This is a genomic window from Clostridium sp. (genome assembly GCF_040797585.1).
In the GTDB taxonomy this organism is placed as follows: domain Bacteria; phylum Bacillota; class Clostridia; order Clostridiales; family Clostridiaceae; genus Clostridium_Z.
Genome location: NZ_JBFNEO010000046.1, coordinates 1 through 15,804 on the forward strand (window position 1 = coordinate 1; position 15,804 = coordinate 15,804).

Annotated in this window: 14 protein-coding genes; 4 read left to right on the forward strand and 10 right to left on the reverse strand. The window is 29.5% G+C overall.

Going from position 1 to position 15,804, the window contains the following annotated elements; all coding sequences use genetic code 11:
* Positions 1-172: 172 nt before the first annotated feature.
* Genes AB2369_RS04845 through rapZ form a run of 5 tightly spaced genes read right to left on the reverse strand, consistent with a single transcriptional unit; the run spans position 173 to position 4,949 of the window.
* Positions 173-451 carry a Dabb family protein gene (locus AB2369_RS04845; protein WP_367665352.1) on the reverse strand — a complete coding sequence of 93 codons (279 nt, stop codon included), beginning with the start codon at positions 449-451 and terminating at the stop codon, positions 173-175.
* Positions 452-461: 10 nt separating this feature from the next.
* Complete coding sequence (locus AB2369_RS04850; RefSeq protein ID WP_367665353.1) at positions 462-1,763, reverse strand: DRTGG domain-containing protein; 1,302 nt, start codon at positions 1,761-1,763, stop codon at positions 462-464.
* 4 nt (positions 1,764-1,767) lie between these two features.
* Entirely contained in the window at positions 1,768-2,721 is a 954-nt protein-coding gene (gene whiA, locus AB2369_RS04855) for a DNA-binding protein WhiA (protein WP_367665354.1), read from the reverse strand.
* A 12-nt stretch (positions 2,722-2,733) separates the two neighbouring features.
* The gene (gene yvcK / locus AB2369_RS04860) at positions 2,734-4,068 is read right to left on the reverse strand and encodes a uridine diphosphate-N-acetylglucosamine-binding protein YvcK (protein ID WP_367665355.1); all 1,335 of its coding nucleotides are present in this window, start codon (positions 4,066-4,068) and stop codon (positions 2,734-2,736) included.
* Positions 4,065-4,949, reverse strand: a complete 885-nt coding sequence (rapZ, locus tag AB2369_RS04865; RefSeq protein ID WP_367665356.1) for an RNase adapter RapZ — start codon at positions 4,947-4,949, stop codon at positions 4,065-4,067. Before rapZ ends, yvcK begins: the two co-directional genes overlap by 4 nt.
* 1,403 nt (positions 4,950-6,352) lie before the next feature.
* Here rapZ and AB2369_RS04870 point away from each other — a divergent pair.
* From AB2369_RS04870 to AB2369_RS04885, 4 genes are all read left to right on the forward strand, one after another.
* Complete coding sequence (locus tag AB2369_RS04870; protein ID WP_367665357.1) at positions 6,353-7,006, forward strand: accessory gene regulator ArgB-like protein; 654 nt, start codon at positions 6,353-6,355, stop codon at positions 7,004-7,006.
* Positions 6,993-7,127 (forward strand): cyclic lactone autoinducer peptide, encoded by a 135-nt coding sequence (locus AB2369_RS04875; RefSeq protein WP_367665358.1) that lies wholly within the window; start codon positions 6,993-6,995, stop codon positions 7,125-7,127. Before AB2369_RS04870 ends, AB2369_RS04875 begins: the two co-directional genes overlap by 14 nt.
* A 122-nt stretch (positions 7,128-7,249) precedes the next feature.
* Positions 7,250-8,884 (forward strand): diguanylate cyclase, encoded by a 1,635-nt coding sequence (locus AB2369_RS04880; protein WP_367665364.1) that lies wholly within the window; start codon positions 7,250-7,252, stop codon positions 8,882-8,884.
* 19 nt (positions 8,885-8,903) lie between these two features.
* Complete coding sequence (locus tag AB2369_RS04885; RefSeq protein WP_367665359.1) at positions 8,904-9,533, forward strand: lysostaphin resistance A-like protein; 630 nt, start codon at positions 8,904-8,906, stop codon at positions 9,531-9,533.
* 157 nt (positions 9,534-9,690) lie between these two features.
* On the opposite strand, the gene hisC is transcribed toward AB2369_RS04885, so the two are convergent.
* The 5 genes from hisC to AB2369_RS04910 form a co-directional block, all read right to left on the reverse strand.
* Positions 9,691-10,779 (reverse strand): histidinol-phosphate transaminase, encoded by a 1,089-nt coding sequence (hisC, locus tag AB2369_RS04890; RefSeq protein ID WP_367665360.1) that lies wholly within the window; start codon positions 10,777-10,779, stop codon positions 9,691-9,693.
* Between the two features lie 303 nt (positions 10,780-11,082).
* Positions 11,083-11,997, reverse strand: coding sequence for a UDP-N-acetylmuramate dehydrogenase (gene murB / locus AB2369_RS04895; protein ID WP_367665361.1), 915 nt, complete (start codon positions 11,995-11,997; stop codon positions 11,083-11,085).
* A 97-nt stretch (positions 11,998-12,094) separates the two neighbouring features.
* Positions 12,095-12,820 carry a phosphatase gene (locus AB2369_RS04900; protein WP_367665362.1) on the reverse strand — a complete coding sequence of 242 codons (726 nt, stop codon included), beginning with the start codon at positions 12,818-12,820 and terminating at the stop codon, positions 12,095-12,097.
* Positions 12,821-14,695, reverse strand: a complete 1,875-nt coding sequence (uvrC, locus tag AB2369_RS04905) for an excinuclease ABC subunit UvrC (RefSeq protein ID WP_367665365.1) — start codon at positions 14,693-14,695, stop codon at positions 12,821-12,823.
* Positions 14,696-14,860: 165 nt separating this feature from the next.
* A partial coding sequence (locus AB2369_RS04910; protein WP_367665363.1) for an RNA-guided endonuclease InsQ/TnpB family protein occupies positions 14,861-15,804 on the reverse strand: 944 nt, incomplete at its 5' end.

Below are 15,804 nucleotides of genomic sequence, written 5' to 3' on the forward strand. Positions count from 1 at the left end.
CCATTGGAGCATATGGCTAAATCTTTTATGCCCACATCAATGTCTATGCTTATAGAAATATTATATACAATAAAAGGAAGATTTTGTTTAAAATCTTCCTTTGTTGCTTTCGCCATATTAAAGTTTATATGTTTTAACATATTAGTATTGTATATAAATATTATTAGTACTTTTAGTAATCTACTGCTACACTCTTTTCAATCATAGGTCTTAACTTCTTCAACACATGATTTACATGATATTCGGATACTTGGTACTTATCCATGTCTTCTTTTGAATCAAACTTTGTTATAAGTATAATATGAAAAGACCTTTCAGTATCTAGAACATCTGCTCCAACTTCTAAGTACTTTAATTCATCTATTTTTCCTTCCATAGAAAGAAGAATGTCCTTAGCTTCCTCTACAAAATTTTTATCCTTAAACTTAAACATAACAACATGAGTAAACATAATTTTCCTCCTACTCCTTTATGATTATAGCTGATAAAAGACTTTTGCCTACTAATTCTTTCTTTATATTAAACATCTCTGCTTCTACTTTACAGAAGCTTCTACCAAGATCTAAAATCCTACTTCTTATTACTATGTTACTATCCATTTGGACAGGTTTCATAAAATAAGTGCTTATATTGTCTACAGATATATTTATATTATATCTTTTTAATGTATCTACTGCTACTGCATTTATGAGCATATTTAAAGCGCTCCATGATGCTGTACCAACGTTATCAAGCATTCTTGGGGTAATCTTTCCCTCATAAACCCTATCACTACCTTCATTGGTATAAGTAAAGTTTTTAAGTATGGACTCCTCCAGATTCTCCACATCATATCCATGATTATTCATATACTCAAAGGCTTTTATAACATCCTTTCTTGTTATAACTCCAACTAATTTACGTCCATCAACTACAGGACATAACTCTATATCTTCCCATCCCATAATATGTGCCGCATAGGAAACTGTGGTTTTAGGAGTAACTGTAATAGGATCCTTCATCATAAGCTTTTTAATTGGTTCATTACTACTTAAGTCATCTGGTAAGTCCTTAGCAGTCATTATACCAACAACCTTCATATCTTTATCCACCACCGGATATCTTATATGCTTAGTTTTCTTCACTAGTTCTTTCCAATCCTCTAAAGTATCTTCAGAAGTGAGATATGCTGGATCTTCCATCATGATTTCTTCTATTAAAATTATATCATTCTTAATCTTATTATCAGATAAAGCTTTATTTATCATAGATGCAATGGTAAAAGTATCATAGTTTGAAGATATTATAGGAAGCTTCTTATCATCTGCTAGCTTTTTAATATCTCCTCTACAACCAAAGCCTCCACTTATTAAAACCGCTGCATCCTGTTCTAAAGCGAACCTTTGTATCTCTTCTCTATTTCCAACTATAACAAGACTTCCTGGGGATACATACTTTGAGAAAGCATCCACTGTCATAGCTCCAATGGTGAACCTATTTAGTGTTTTATTTAACCCTTCTTTTCCACCAAGAATAGATCCATTTATAATATTTAACACCTTAGAAAAAGTTAAATTCTCCATGTGTCTTTTATCAATTTTTTCAACTCTTACAGTTCCCACTCTAGGTATTGTAGTTACTATACCCATGGCTTCGCATTCTTTTATAGCTCTATATGCAGTTCCTTCACTTACCCCAAGATCTCCCGCTATAGATCTTACCGATATTTTATGCCCCGGCTCCAAGGTCTTAATATGAAGCATTATATCTTCTTGCTTAGACATTGATTTACCTTCCTTCTTTTCTTAATTCTTCTGCAATCTTTTCTATTTTTCTTAGTCTATGGTTTACTCCTGACTTTCCAACTGGTGGATTTAACATTTCACCTAGTTCCTTTAAAGATTCATCTGGATAAGAAAGTCTAAGCTCTGCTATGTCTCTTAAGTTTTTTGGAAGCCTTCCAAGTCCTATTTCTCTTTGGATAAGCTTAATACTGTCCACTTGTCTTACTGCTGCATTAACAGTCTTACTTAAGTTTGCAGTTTCACAGTTAACAAGTCTATTTACATTGTTTCTCATTTCCTTCATTATTCTTATATTTTCAAGCTCTAAAAGGGCATTATGAGCACCTATTATATTAAGAAGGTCTACTATCTGCTCCCCTTCCTTTATATAAATTATATAACTAGACTTTCTTTGAATAACCTTAGAATTAAGTCCAAATTTGTTTATTATTTTACTTAAATCTTCAGCATACTCAAGACTGTGAGTTACAAATTCTAAATGATAGGTTTTCTCTGGGTTACTAATACTACCTCCCCCTAAAAATGCTCCCCTTATATAAGCTCTCATACAAATTTCATCTTTAACAAGATGAGGATTTATTCCGTAATCTAAAGCCATCATTCCATCCTCTTCTTTAAGAATGCCTGTAATATTTAAAAGCTCTTTAACTCCCATTTCTTCTGTTATTATTACCATATATATATTGTTTTTCTTTAGGGAATTGCTCTTTTTTACCATAAGCCTTGCGTGAATATTTAAATACTCCTTTAAAAGCCTAAACATAAGTCTTGCTGTTGCAGGGTTTTCTGTATTTACTTTAAAGCTTATCTGCATTCCACTAGTAAAGGATAGAGTTCCGCTTACCTTCATTATTGCTGATAACTCTGCAATAGCTTCTTCCTTTGATAATTCCGTATATCTACATATTTCTCCTTTAACCTTAGCTGAAAATGACATTACTCTCTACTCCTAAATATTTTTTTTGTTTTGCTTTAATCTTTCAGATAAATAGAAGTACTCTACTATCTTCTTCTTATCATAGAATAACTTTTTATCCATTATAGTTTCTATTAGAATCGATGCTAATTTATCTGCATCATGTCTTATTAATCTATTTTTTATTCTAACTAGATCTCCTTCAATTACCTTTACATTTAATTTATTTAACTCTTCCTTATCTATAGTAACCAAATTTGACTTATCTAATAGGTACTTCTGCTTTAATTCATCATCTATATCTGCGATATTTGCAACCACATAATCTACAATCCCATTACCACCGTGCTTATAAATAGCTTTTATATGGCTTGATACTGAAAATTTATCCGTTTCTCCTGGTTGAGTCATTATATTTGATATATATATCTTTAATGCCTTTGTCTTTTGCAAAGCATTACTTATATCCTTTATAAGTAGATTAGGGATAATACTAGTATAAAGGCTTCCAGGTCCTAGTATCACTGCATCTGCTTCCTTTATAGCCTCAACGGCTTCCTTTAAAGCCCTAGCATCTTTAGGCTCTATAAACATAGTGTCTATAGGACTATTTTGTGCTAATGCCTCCTCTGGTATTAATGATTCTCCCACAACTATATTACCATTTTTAAGCTTTGCTTTAAGAACCATATCCTCTAAAGTAACTGGCAGAACCTTACCTGTAACTGCTAAAACTGAACTCATCTTTTGAATAGCATCCTCAAAATTGTCAGATATTCCATTCATAGCAGCTAAAAATAAATTTCCAAAACTTTGTCCCTTAAGTCTACCTTCTTCAAATCTATACTGAAGAAGCTCCTCCATAAGAGGTTCCGTATCTGCTAAGGATAATATACAGTTTCTTATATCTCCTGGAGGAAGTATTCCAAGATCTTCTCTTAAGGCTCCAGATCCTCCTCCATCGTCTCCCACTGTAACTACAGCTGTTATATTGGATGTATAGTATTTAAGTCCTCTAAGCATGGTGGAAAGTCCTGTTCCTCCGCCAAGAACTACAATCTTAGGTCCTTTTATTAGAAGTCTCTTTTCATATAATAGGTTTTCAAGTTTTCTAGAGTCTAAAGAAAACTTTAAATATCCTTTATTTATTAAGGCTATTATAGATTTTACTCCCTCTGTTACTGATATATATAATATGAATATACCTGTTATATTTAAAAAAGCAAAGAAACACTTATAGAATATATTGTACCATCTATAAGTGATCATTTCATTTAGGGCAAATGCTATTATAAGAATCCCAAGAAGAGCTAGTAAGATCCATCTCTTTACTTTAACTCCTGGCTTTAACCAATCTGAAAGCCTCATAGCTTCATTCCACCTTTATTTATATCTTCTGAAATATCTCTATGTTCAATGGTAACACTTCGCCCTTCTTTTGATAATCTTTCGTATATTTCATTAGCTATGGCTACAGAACGGTGTCTACCACCAGTACATCCTATTGACACTATTAGCTGTCTCTTTCCTTCTTTTTCGTAATTAGGTATTAAAAATCTTAACATATCATCAAGTCTTTCTATGAATCCTGTGGTTTCTTCATGACTCATTACAAAGTCTCTAACTCCACTATCTTTTCCTGAAAACTTCTTAAGTTCTGGTATATAGAAAGGATTTTGTATAAATCTAACATCAAAAACTAAATCTGAATCCACTGGTATTCCATACTTAAATCCAAAGGATAATACAGTTATTGCAAGTTCTCTTTCTACTTGACCCTCTTCTCCATATATCTCATTTATTTTAGTTCTTAAATCCTTTATTTCAAGCTTAGATGTATCTACTATTATATCTGCTCTGTCCTTAAGCTCTCTTAGTCTGTTACGTTCAAGGGATATTCCCTTTATAACTCTTCCATCTGGAGCTAAAGGATGCTTTCTTCTGCTTTCCTTAAATCTTTTAACTAATACCTCATCTAATGCATCTAGAAATAATATTTCATATTTATATTCATTGTCCTTTAAATATTTTAAGCTTTCAGCTACTCCATCAAAGAACTTTCCACCTCTTATATCCATAACTAAGGCTATTTTTTCTATCTTTCCATGACTCTGACTACATGCCTCTGCAAACTTAGGTATTAACGTAGGAGGTAGATTGTCTACACAAAAGTATCCTAAATCCTCTAAGTTTCTTGTAGCTTGTGTCTTTCCTGCTCCTGATAATCCTGTAACGATAACAAATCTCATCCTTCTGCCTCCTTATTTCTAAAGGTAATTTTACTCATTAGTGCCTTATATGTATTTTCTTAACTTATCTATATAATTAGTCCTTATACTGAGCTTATAATATAGGGTTTTAATATAGAATGAACTTACTTCAGATGATGTTCTTTCCACCATCTGAAGGTTAGATAAGTTAACTAGGGCCGTAGAAACTGTTATCTCCCACATTTTAAGAGGATGGGGGTATTACAGTTGGTAGCCATCAGATAAACTTTTAACTTATTTATGAATAAATTCATTGATTTATCTTACTTTAAGTTAATTTTAAATCTCTCCCTATAGAATATTATTATACGTCTTAAGATAATATAAAACTAAGATCAATATATACATGTCTATTATTTATTATAGTAAGTTATATAGTTTTTTAACTGAAAATTTATTTTACACATTTTTTAATAAACTAACTCTTTAATAATGCTGATAATATTATAAATTTCTTTCTTTTTCATATTATATCATAGTCATAAATATATATGTATTATAATTTCTCTCTGATAGCTATGTTAATTCTTTTATAGAACGAATCTTCCTTTAGGTTGTGTTCCTTCTACTATATGAAAGTTAGATGAGTTAATCTAAGGGGGTACCAGCTGTTATCCCCAACCTTTTAAGGTGATTGGGAATACAGTTGGTAGGCATAAGATAAGAACTTACACATAACCTAAAAATCTTCTATATTTATATATAATTTCTTTTGTACTATTTTATTTTTTAATAAGTATGGTAAATCTTTGAAATTTTATGTATAATATATATATATATTTAAATAAATATATATATTTAAATTGTACTATATATTTTTTCATATTAAGTAATGTAAATACATTTAAGGTAAAGTATTCTACTTTACTTTATTTAATGCTATAATTACTCTTATACACATGATTAGGAGTGAAAGCAATGCTAGAAACTAAATTTATAGAACTTATTCTAAGGGGATTACCGGAGGCATTTATGCTTATTTTTGCAGCACATTTATTTTTTAATAAGCCTTTGGAAAAACACCCCTATATAATAGCTAGCTTATTATTTGGTGCACTAGGTTTCTTAGTTAGATCTTTGCCTATAAATTATGGTGTCCATATAATACTTAATCTTTTTATTTACATAATATTGTTAGTTAATGTTTTACATTTTAACTTAAATAAGGCTGTTTCAGCATCAATAATGACATTTATGTTACAAATAACTAGTGAAGCTATAAATATACTTATTATAAAAAATTTTATATCATCTGAAATAGATTTAAATAGTCTAAATCCCTTGTGTAAATCTATATTTGGTTTACCTTCCTTATTAATTATGATTATATTTATATCATTGTGCTATTTTTATTTTAAAAAAAGAGAGGTCTACTAAATAATATGAATATGATTAATTTATCTAAGTATATCTCCAACAAAATATCTAAAGAACTTAGACTTGATACTGAATCTAATGAAGTCATAGCCTATGGTACTTTCGCACTTTTACAAAGTTTAATTTCAATATTTGTTACTTCTGTTATAGGATACTTATTAAATATCCTAGTAGAAGTTTTAATAATATCATTTTCAGTCAGTATACTTAGAAAATATTCTGGTGGTGTACATGCTACCTCACCAAATAGATGTCTGATAATTGGAACCTTCTTTTGTATAATTCAAGGATTGATTTCCAAAAAACTTTTCTTATTAATAAATTTTAACACCTTAATCATTTTAGCTATTTTATCATTTATATTTACTTATTATACGGTTTATAAACTTGCTCCTGTAGATAGCAAAAATAAACCTATTAAAAATTTAAATAAAAGATCTAGACTTAAAGTAAAATCTATAAATGTAGTAACCCTATATTTAGTGTTATTCAGTTTTGGTATATATTATCATAATATCCTTCCATTATCTTATAGTATTAGTTTATTATTAGGCACATTATGGCAAGGATTTACTCTCACTTATATTGGGAACTTACTACTTAAAAACATAGATAATTTCTTAAATAGATTATGGAGGGGTTTTTATGAAAAAGCTTAGTAAAGGGTTTTTCGCATTAGCTGCTGCTGCTTTAACATTAATTGCAACTAATGTGGCTTCAACAGCATGTAACTGGTTCTTTTATCAACCTGAAGAGCCAAAGTCATTAAGAGAAGAGTAATATTAGAGTAAGCAAGGTCGGATTTTCCGACCTTGTTTCTTCTAAGGGTATAAAGAGGTGCAATAAATTTGAAGAATCATTTAATAGAAAATAAAAAAGATACTATAAACAACATACTATCTATGGTTAAGTTAAGCTCATTATTATTTTCAGGAATAGCTATATTTAGTACTTCTTTTGAAAATATCAATGCTTCTATATTAAGTTATAGCGTATACTCTTCCTTTATAGTTTTATTTTCATTAACCTTAATATATGCCTTATGGTCTTTTTCTACTATGTCAAGGCTCAAAGGAAGAATATTAAAATTAGTTATTCTTGGTGAAAACCTAAGCTTTGCTTTAGTATTTACATTGGTTATTTTGTTTTCAGGAGCACATGAAAGCAATTATAAACTTTTATTTCTTCTTATAATTATAACCTCAACTATTCAGTCTGGAATGAAATTTGGTTTAATTACAGCAAGTGTATCCTCTACAATAGTTTTAGTTATAGATTTAATATATGGAGCTTCCGGTCCTGTAAATACATACTTTGAAAATGATTTACTAATAGCAGGTGTTTTTATTTTAACTGCTTGGCCTCTTGGTTACTATGTAGAATCTGAAAGAAACTATATAAAAAAATTAGAGGAAATGGTTAATTTAGATGGACTTACTGAACTTTATAACCATAGATATTTCTATGATTCTTTAACTCATATTATTAACTATCATAAAAGAGAAAATAAGCCAGTTTCTATGGCTTTTATAGATATAGATTATTTTAAACATTATAATGATCTTTATGGACATCAGAAAGGTTATCTAGTACTAAAGGAAGTAGCAAATATTTTACGTGATTCCGTAAGACCCTCTGATATAGTAGCTAGATATGGAGGAGAAGAATTTTCTATAATTTTTCCTGACACCCACGAAACTTCTGCTGTTTTATTAGCTGAAAAAATAAGAAAAAAAGTTGAAGAATATTACTTCTTCGGTGAAGAAAATCAGCCAGGTGGAACATTAACTATTTCTCTCGGGGTATCATCCTTTCCAGCTAAGGCTAAGGATAATATAGAACTTATAAAATCTGCTGATGATGCTCTTTATAGGGCTAAGTTCTTTAATAAGAATCAAGTTATGACTTATACCTCAGTATTAGATGAATTAAAGAAAGATATAGAAGAAAATGAAATTGATTTAGTTACCTCTGTAAAAACACTTATAAGCGTAATAAATGCTAAAGATAGATACACCTATGGTCATGTAGAAAGAGTGGTTATGTATAGCCGTCTTATGGCAGATAAATTAAATCTAAGTGCCGAGGATAAAAAAGCCTTAATCTATAGCGCTTATATGCATGATATAGGAAAAATAAATATAAATCCAGATATTCTTAATAAGAAAATGCCTTTGACTAAAGAGGAATGGGAAATACTTAAACAGCATCCTGCTGAAGGAGTAAATATAATAAAAGAGGTTGCTTCTTTAAGTTATTTATCCCCATTAATCCTTCATCATCATGAGAAATATGATGGAAAAGGATATCCTTCTGGTTTAAAAGGTGAAGAAATCCCTTTTCTTTCCAGGGTTCTAACTGTTATAGATAGCTTCGATGCTATGACTTCTAATAGACCTTATAATAAAAGGAAATCCTTTATAGAAGGAATAGATGAACTTAAAAAGAATTGTGGTACTCAATTTGATCCTTATATCACTAAAGAATTTATAGACGCTATTAAAGATTATAAAGACAGTTTTAATAACCTTATTTAAAATAATAGGAGATCTTTCTATGAAGAATAACTCAAATAAAAATTTATATATATTTATTACAATACATCTATGTGTTAATTTTTTAATCTCTATTCTCTCTAAAACCATAAACTTACCTAAAGAAGGAGATATAACTCTCCTTCTTATTACTTTTTTCACATATCTTATTTTTTCAACTTTACCAGTAATCTTATATTTAAAATTTATAGATAAAATTAATCCTATAGATTATGTAAAAGGTAGTAGTACTATGTTATCTGGAATATTTAAAGGGGTATTAATTAGTGCTTTTATATTCTTAGTTTTATTCCTTAAGAATAATTTCATCATTAACTTAGCTGTAAATTACTATATACTTATAGGAAGAGCTCTAGTAACCCCCTTTGAAGAGATAACATTTAGAGGTTTTTATTTAAATAAACTCAGTGAATCCATGAGCTTTACCAAGGCATCAATAATCAGTTCAATAATCTTTGCCTCTGTTCATATTCCTAATCTATTTAATGGGGAAACCTTAAATTTTATACCCTTAATGCAAATATTTATAGTAGGTATTTGGCTTTCTTATATCTATAAAAAAACAAATTCCCTTATGGCAAGTATCTTAAGCCATGCCACCTACAACATCTGCCTATTAATACTATTTTAATGGGGACGGTTAACAACTAATTTTACTTAAAATAATTGGGGACGGTTAACAACTTTTATGACTTATTTCTAAAATAAAAAATGAGGACGATTAATAACTTAAATGCAATTAAGTTGTTAACCGTCCCCATTTTAAGACTTTAAGTTGTTAACCGTCCCTATTTTATTAATTCCTTCATAGCTTGTATAAGCTTTTCATTTTGTTCCATAGTTCCTATACTTATTCTAAGCCAGTTAGGCATTCCAAGAAGATATCCTGATCTTATTATTATTCCTTTTTTAAGCAAGCCATCAGATATTGGTTTATCATCTCTATTTAAATTAACCATTATAAAGTTTGTATGGCTTTCTATATAATCAAATCCCATATCTTTAAATTCTTTATATAAATATTCCTTACCTTCTCTGTTCATATCTAATGTTCTCTTTAAAAACTCATCATCTTTAATAGCAGCTACAGCAGCTACTTGAGCATATAAATTAACATCAAAAGGATTTATAATTCTACTTACATATTGAACTATCTCTTCATTAGCAATTCCATATCCACATCTTAAGGCAGCTAGTCCATATCCCTTAGAGAAAGTTCTTAACACTATCATATTAGGATACTTTTCTAATAGTTCTAAAGAGTTAGGGAAATCTTTATTTTCAACATATTCTACATATGCCTCATCCATAACTATAATAACTCTACTTGGTATTTTATCTAATACCTTCATAAACTCTTCTTTAGTTGTTATTGTACCTGTTGGGTTGTTTGGATTACAGAACCATATAATTTTTGTTTTATCTGTTATGGCATCAACCATTTTTTCAATATCTAGTCCATGGTCTTTCATAGGAACTTTTACACATTCTGCTCCCATAAGCTTTGTGCCTGCTTCATATCTTGGGAAGGTAACCTCTGCCATAATACTTTCTTCCCCTTCATTTAAGAAAGTATTACATATTTCCATTATTAATGAGTCTGACCCTGCTCCACAGAATATCTTTTCCTTAGGAACATTAAACTTTTCCCCAATAGCTGTTTTTAACTCAAAATTTCCTGAGTCTGGATATAAAGCTATATTATCTGTTAATGTTTTAATAGCCTCTTTAACTTTATCAGAGCATCCTAGTGGATTTTCATTGGAAGCTAACTTTATTACCTCTTCCACTCCAAGCTCTCTTTTAACTTCATTTATAGGCTTTCCAGCAACATATTTAGCAGTGTTTAAAACCTGCTTTCTAACTAATTTATCCATAATTTTTTCAGGTAAATACCTGAAGTCACCCCCTAATTATTTTTATCATCATAAAATTCTCTCTTTTCACAATATTATGATACAAAATATAGTAATCTCTGTCAATTTAGCCCTTAGACGTGTTAAATTATCTTATGTGAAATTAAGCCTAAAACTTGTATCATAAATCTTAAATATTATTACATATGAAAAAAAGAGTTTTATTATTAATACAATAAAACTCTTTTTTTATAACCTGTAGAAGGTTAATTATATACTTTATGCTACACTAATATAATGTGGTAGCATAATACTTTTTTTTAATTAATCTTCTCCAATAATTCTTACCTCTGGATGTAGATCAACTCCATAATTCTCTTTAACCTTATTTTGAACATGTGCTATTAGGTCTAATATGTCTTTTGCTGTAGCATTTCCTTTATTTATTATAAATCCGGCATGCTTTTCTGATATAGCGGCTCCTCCAATAGAAGTTCCTTTAAGCCCTAAATCTTGAATAAGTTTTCCTGTAAAATATCCTTCCGGTCTTTTAAAGGTACTTCCAGCAGATGGATATTCAAGGGGTTGCCTATCTTCTCTTTTCTTGGTTAAGTCCTTTATTCTGTCATCAATGGCTGAGTAATCACCCTTTTTAAGCTTTAATGTAACACTTAACACAACATATCCTTTTTTCATTATAACTGATGTTCTGTATCCTAGTTCTAAATCATCTCTTTCAATTTCTATTATCTCACCATTATTATCAAGAACCTTTACTTTATCAGTAACATAGCTCATTTCACCATCATAGGCACCAGCATTCATAAATATAGCTCCACCTATGCTTCCAGGTATTCCACATGCAAATTCGAATCCAGTTAAGTTATTATCTAAGGCTGCTTTAGATACATGCTTAAGCTCTGCTCCGCACTGTGCAGTTATTATATCTCCATCAATAGTTATATCAGTAAGCTCTGTAATCTTAATAATAACACCTCTTAGACCTCCATCTTTTACAAGAAGATTAGAGCCGTTTCCTATAATAAAATAAGGGATGTCTTTATTTCTACAATAATTAACTACAGCTATTACCTTCTCCATGGTATCTGGAACAACCATTATATCTGCTGGTCCTCCAACCTTAAAATAAATATGATTTTTCATAGGTTCATTTAATAAAATATTATTTTCTCCAACTAACTTTTCTAACTCTAATGCACAATCTTTTAAATAATTCATTTCTGTACTCCTCAGCCCTTATTTATTGTTTAAATCCAAAACATAAGTATAGTATAAAATATTTTTATAACCTTAATCAAGGCTTAAATGCTATAAATTAAATATCTCTTAATTTACCCTTACCTTTTAAATATTCTATTATTTTATATTTATGGGTGTTCATTATAAGTTCCTCTGGCATATCTGCCTTCTGTAGTAAAGAATATGCTTTATCTAGAATTCCTATATCTAAGCAAAAATGAGAATCACTTCCCATGATTACTTTGACATTATATTCCTTGCATAACCTTGCTATATTTAAACAGTTTTCTTCACATCCTGGCCTTGATCTAAAAGAACTATTATTTATTTCAATAATTTTATTCTTTTCTTTTGCCTTTTTTATAACTAATTCTTGATCTATTGGAAAACTAGGATTTCCAGGATGTCCTATTATATCTACAAATTTATTATCCATGGCTCCTAAAAGAGCATTGGTATTTTCCTCTACACTCCCTGGAGTTATGCAAACATCATGTAGACTTGCAATAATAATATCAAGTCTATTCTCTTGCATTTCCATTGGTATATCTAAATTACCATTAAAATCTACTATATTTGCTTCACATCCTCTTAATATAGTTATCCCATCTATTTCTCTTGGAATAACCTTTAAGTTACCGAAGTAAAATATATGAGGTCCTCCTGGCATATTAGGACCATGATCTGTTACCCCTAGAACTTCTAGTCCTCTTTTTTTAGCATATTGTATATTCTCCATTAATGTAGAATAAGCATGCCCACTAACATAAGTATGTGTATGAGTGTCTAATACCCATTTCATCTATTTCTCCTCCTTTGTAAAAAAGTTTATTATGCTTTCTGCACTTTTTCTATCTATGGAGGGAGTTTCTAGTAATTCTTCTAAAGTTGCCTTCTTAATCTTATCTATAGAAGTAAACTTAGTCAATAGCTCTCTTTTTCTTTTAGAACCTATATTGGGTATTTCATCTAATATAGAATAAAAACTTTTCTTATCCCTTAAAGTCCTATGATAAGATATAGCAAACCTATGAACCTCATCTTGTATTCTGGTTATAAGCTTTAATGCATTTCTCTTTTTCCCAATTTCTACCTCTATATTATTATATATAATTCCCCTGGTTTGGTGCTTATCATCCTTAACCATCCCTGCCACTGGTATTGTAACACCTAAGTTCTCTAATACATCAAGAGCAACATTAACTTGACCACGTCCTCCATCCATAAGAATTAAGTCTGGAAATGTTGAAAATTTTCCTGAACTAAAGTTAAGCTTTTTCTCTTGAATTTCTTTTACTTCATCTAAACCATGTTCAAATCTTCTAGTTAAAATTTCTCTCATGGAATCATAATCATTGGCTCCATATACTGTTTTAATTTTAAATCGTCTATAATCGCTATTTTTTGCCTTACCATTTTCAAATACTACCATAGATCCAACTGAATCAAAGCCCTGAAGATTAGAAATATCATAGGCCTCTATTCTCTTGGGAACTTCATCTAAATCTAGAAGATCACGAAGTTCTTCCACGGAAATCTTATATAGTTCCTTATCCTGAAGAATTTTTATTTTAAACTGCTCAAGAGTTATTTTAGCATTTCTTAAAACCATATTAAGAAGGTCTTTCTTCTCTCCCTTTTTAGGTATTTTAATAAATACTTTAGAACCTCTCTTAAGGCTTAGCCACTGCTCTAAAAGTTCTTTTTCCTCATCTTCAATATGAGAAACATATATATGCTTAGGTATAATTGCTGTTCCCCCATAGAAGCTTTTAATAAACTCTGATATTACTTCTAGCTTAACTTCTTCATCTCTATTTTCAACAATAAAATCTTCTCGTCCTACAATTTTTCCATCCCTTGAGAAGAAAATTTGAATGCATGTATCTTTATCATCACTATATGTATTTATAAAATCTTCATCATCTACACTACCTAAAAATACCTTTTGCTTCTCCGCTATTTTTTCAATAGCATTAATTTTGTCTCTTAAATTAGCAGCTTTTTCAAACTCTAAGTTTAGAGAAGCCTCTTCCATATCCTTTTTTAGTTTAACTATTATATCTTGATTCTTACCATTTAAAAGATTTATAATCTCATTTATAGTTTTTTTATAATCCTCTTTATTTTCATAACCAGCACAAGGAGCATTACATTTCTTTATGTGATAATTTAAACAAGGCTTTGTAAAAGGACCTTCCTCTAATACATTTCTTTTACATGTTCTTATAGGGAAAATCATTTTAATAAGCTCTAGAGTTTCATATACTGAAGATGCATCAGTATATGGACCAAAATACTTATTTCCATCCTTTTGAAAGTTTCTTGTCATTATTACCCTTGGGAAATCTTCATTAGTTATTATCTTTATAAAAGGATAATGCTTGTCATCTTTTAATAAGATATTATATCTAGGTCTGTATTTCTTTATAAGTGTACATTCTAATATAAGAGCTTCCATTTCAGAATCTGTAACTATGTATTCAAACTCTGAAATATGGGATACCATAACCTTTACCTTTTCAGAATGGTTCTTAGAATTTTGAAAATACTGTCTTACCCTATTTTTTAGTATTTTAGCCTTACCAACATATATAATCTCCCCTAAGGAGTTCTTCATCAAATATACCCCTGGTTTATCTGGAAGTATTTTTAAGTGATATTCAAAATCAAACATCATATTCCGTTACATAAAATCTACTAAAATCTAATATTTAGAGATTTATTCCTTATTCAATGCAACCTGCTTTGTCATAAGACTACTCCAGTTTGATATGTTGCTCCAAAGGCTTAAATTCCTGCGTAACGAACAGTACATATCAGCATTATCTTTTTAGTGACACTATGCTGATTGTTTATATCTTGAAAGATTTATTGACGCATTTTTATCTCTATCAATTTTCTGATTGCATGATGTACAAATAAAAACCCTATCTTTAAGTTTTAAATCTTTCTTTATTGTTCCACAACAAGAACAGGTTTTGCTTGAAGGATAAAACATATCTGCTTTTACAAATTCAATTCCATTAAATTTACTTTTGTATTTTAAAATACTAATAAATTTATGAAAACATTGTTCTTGTATAGCCTTTGATAAGTGTTTATTTTTAAGCATACCCTTTACATTTAAATCTTCAACAACTATTCTGCAAGGTTTGGTTCTCACTATTACACTAGTTGTTTGATGAATATGATTCAAACGTATATTTGAAAGTCTTCTTTGAATAAGTTTTAGTTCTCTTTCAAGTTTTTTAATATTATTAGTTTTAGTGAACTTATAACGGTTTTCACCTTCCTTCCCTATTTGAATTTTAGATTTTTCATATTTTTTTGAAACTTGTTTTTGTTTTCTTCTTAATTTATTTTTTAGTCTTTTAACTTCTTTAGTTTTGTTAATATTTTTAAATGGTTTATCTATATTACTAACTATCGCTAAGTTTTTAATTCCTAAATCTACACCTATTGATATATCTGTATTTTTTGTTATAGGTTCTTCTTTTTCTATACCAATAGATATATACCAAAACTTCCCGTCAAAACTTATTCTTGGATTAGTATATTTAACATTCATAGGTATTTGTTCTGATGTTTTAATCCAACCTACTTTTTCAATTAATACTATATTTTCTTTAACTTTAAGTTTTGATGTATCATTATAGAATGATGGTTTAGATCTTTTTTCACTCTTAAATCTTGGTTTATCTGTTAACCCTTTAAAGAATTTTTTATAAGAATTACAAGCGTCTTTTACAGCCTGTTTTGCTACATTGTTAGATACTTCATTAA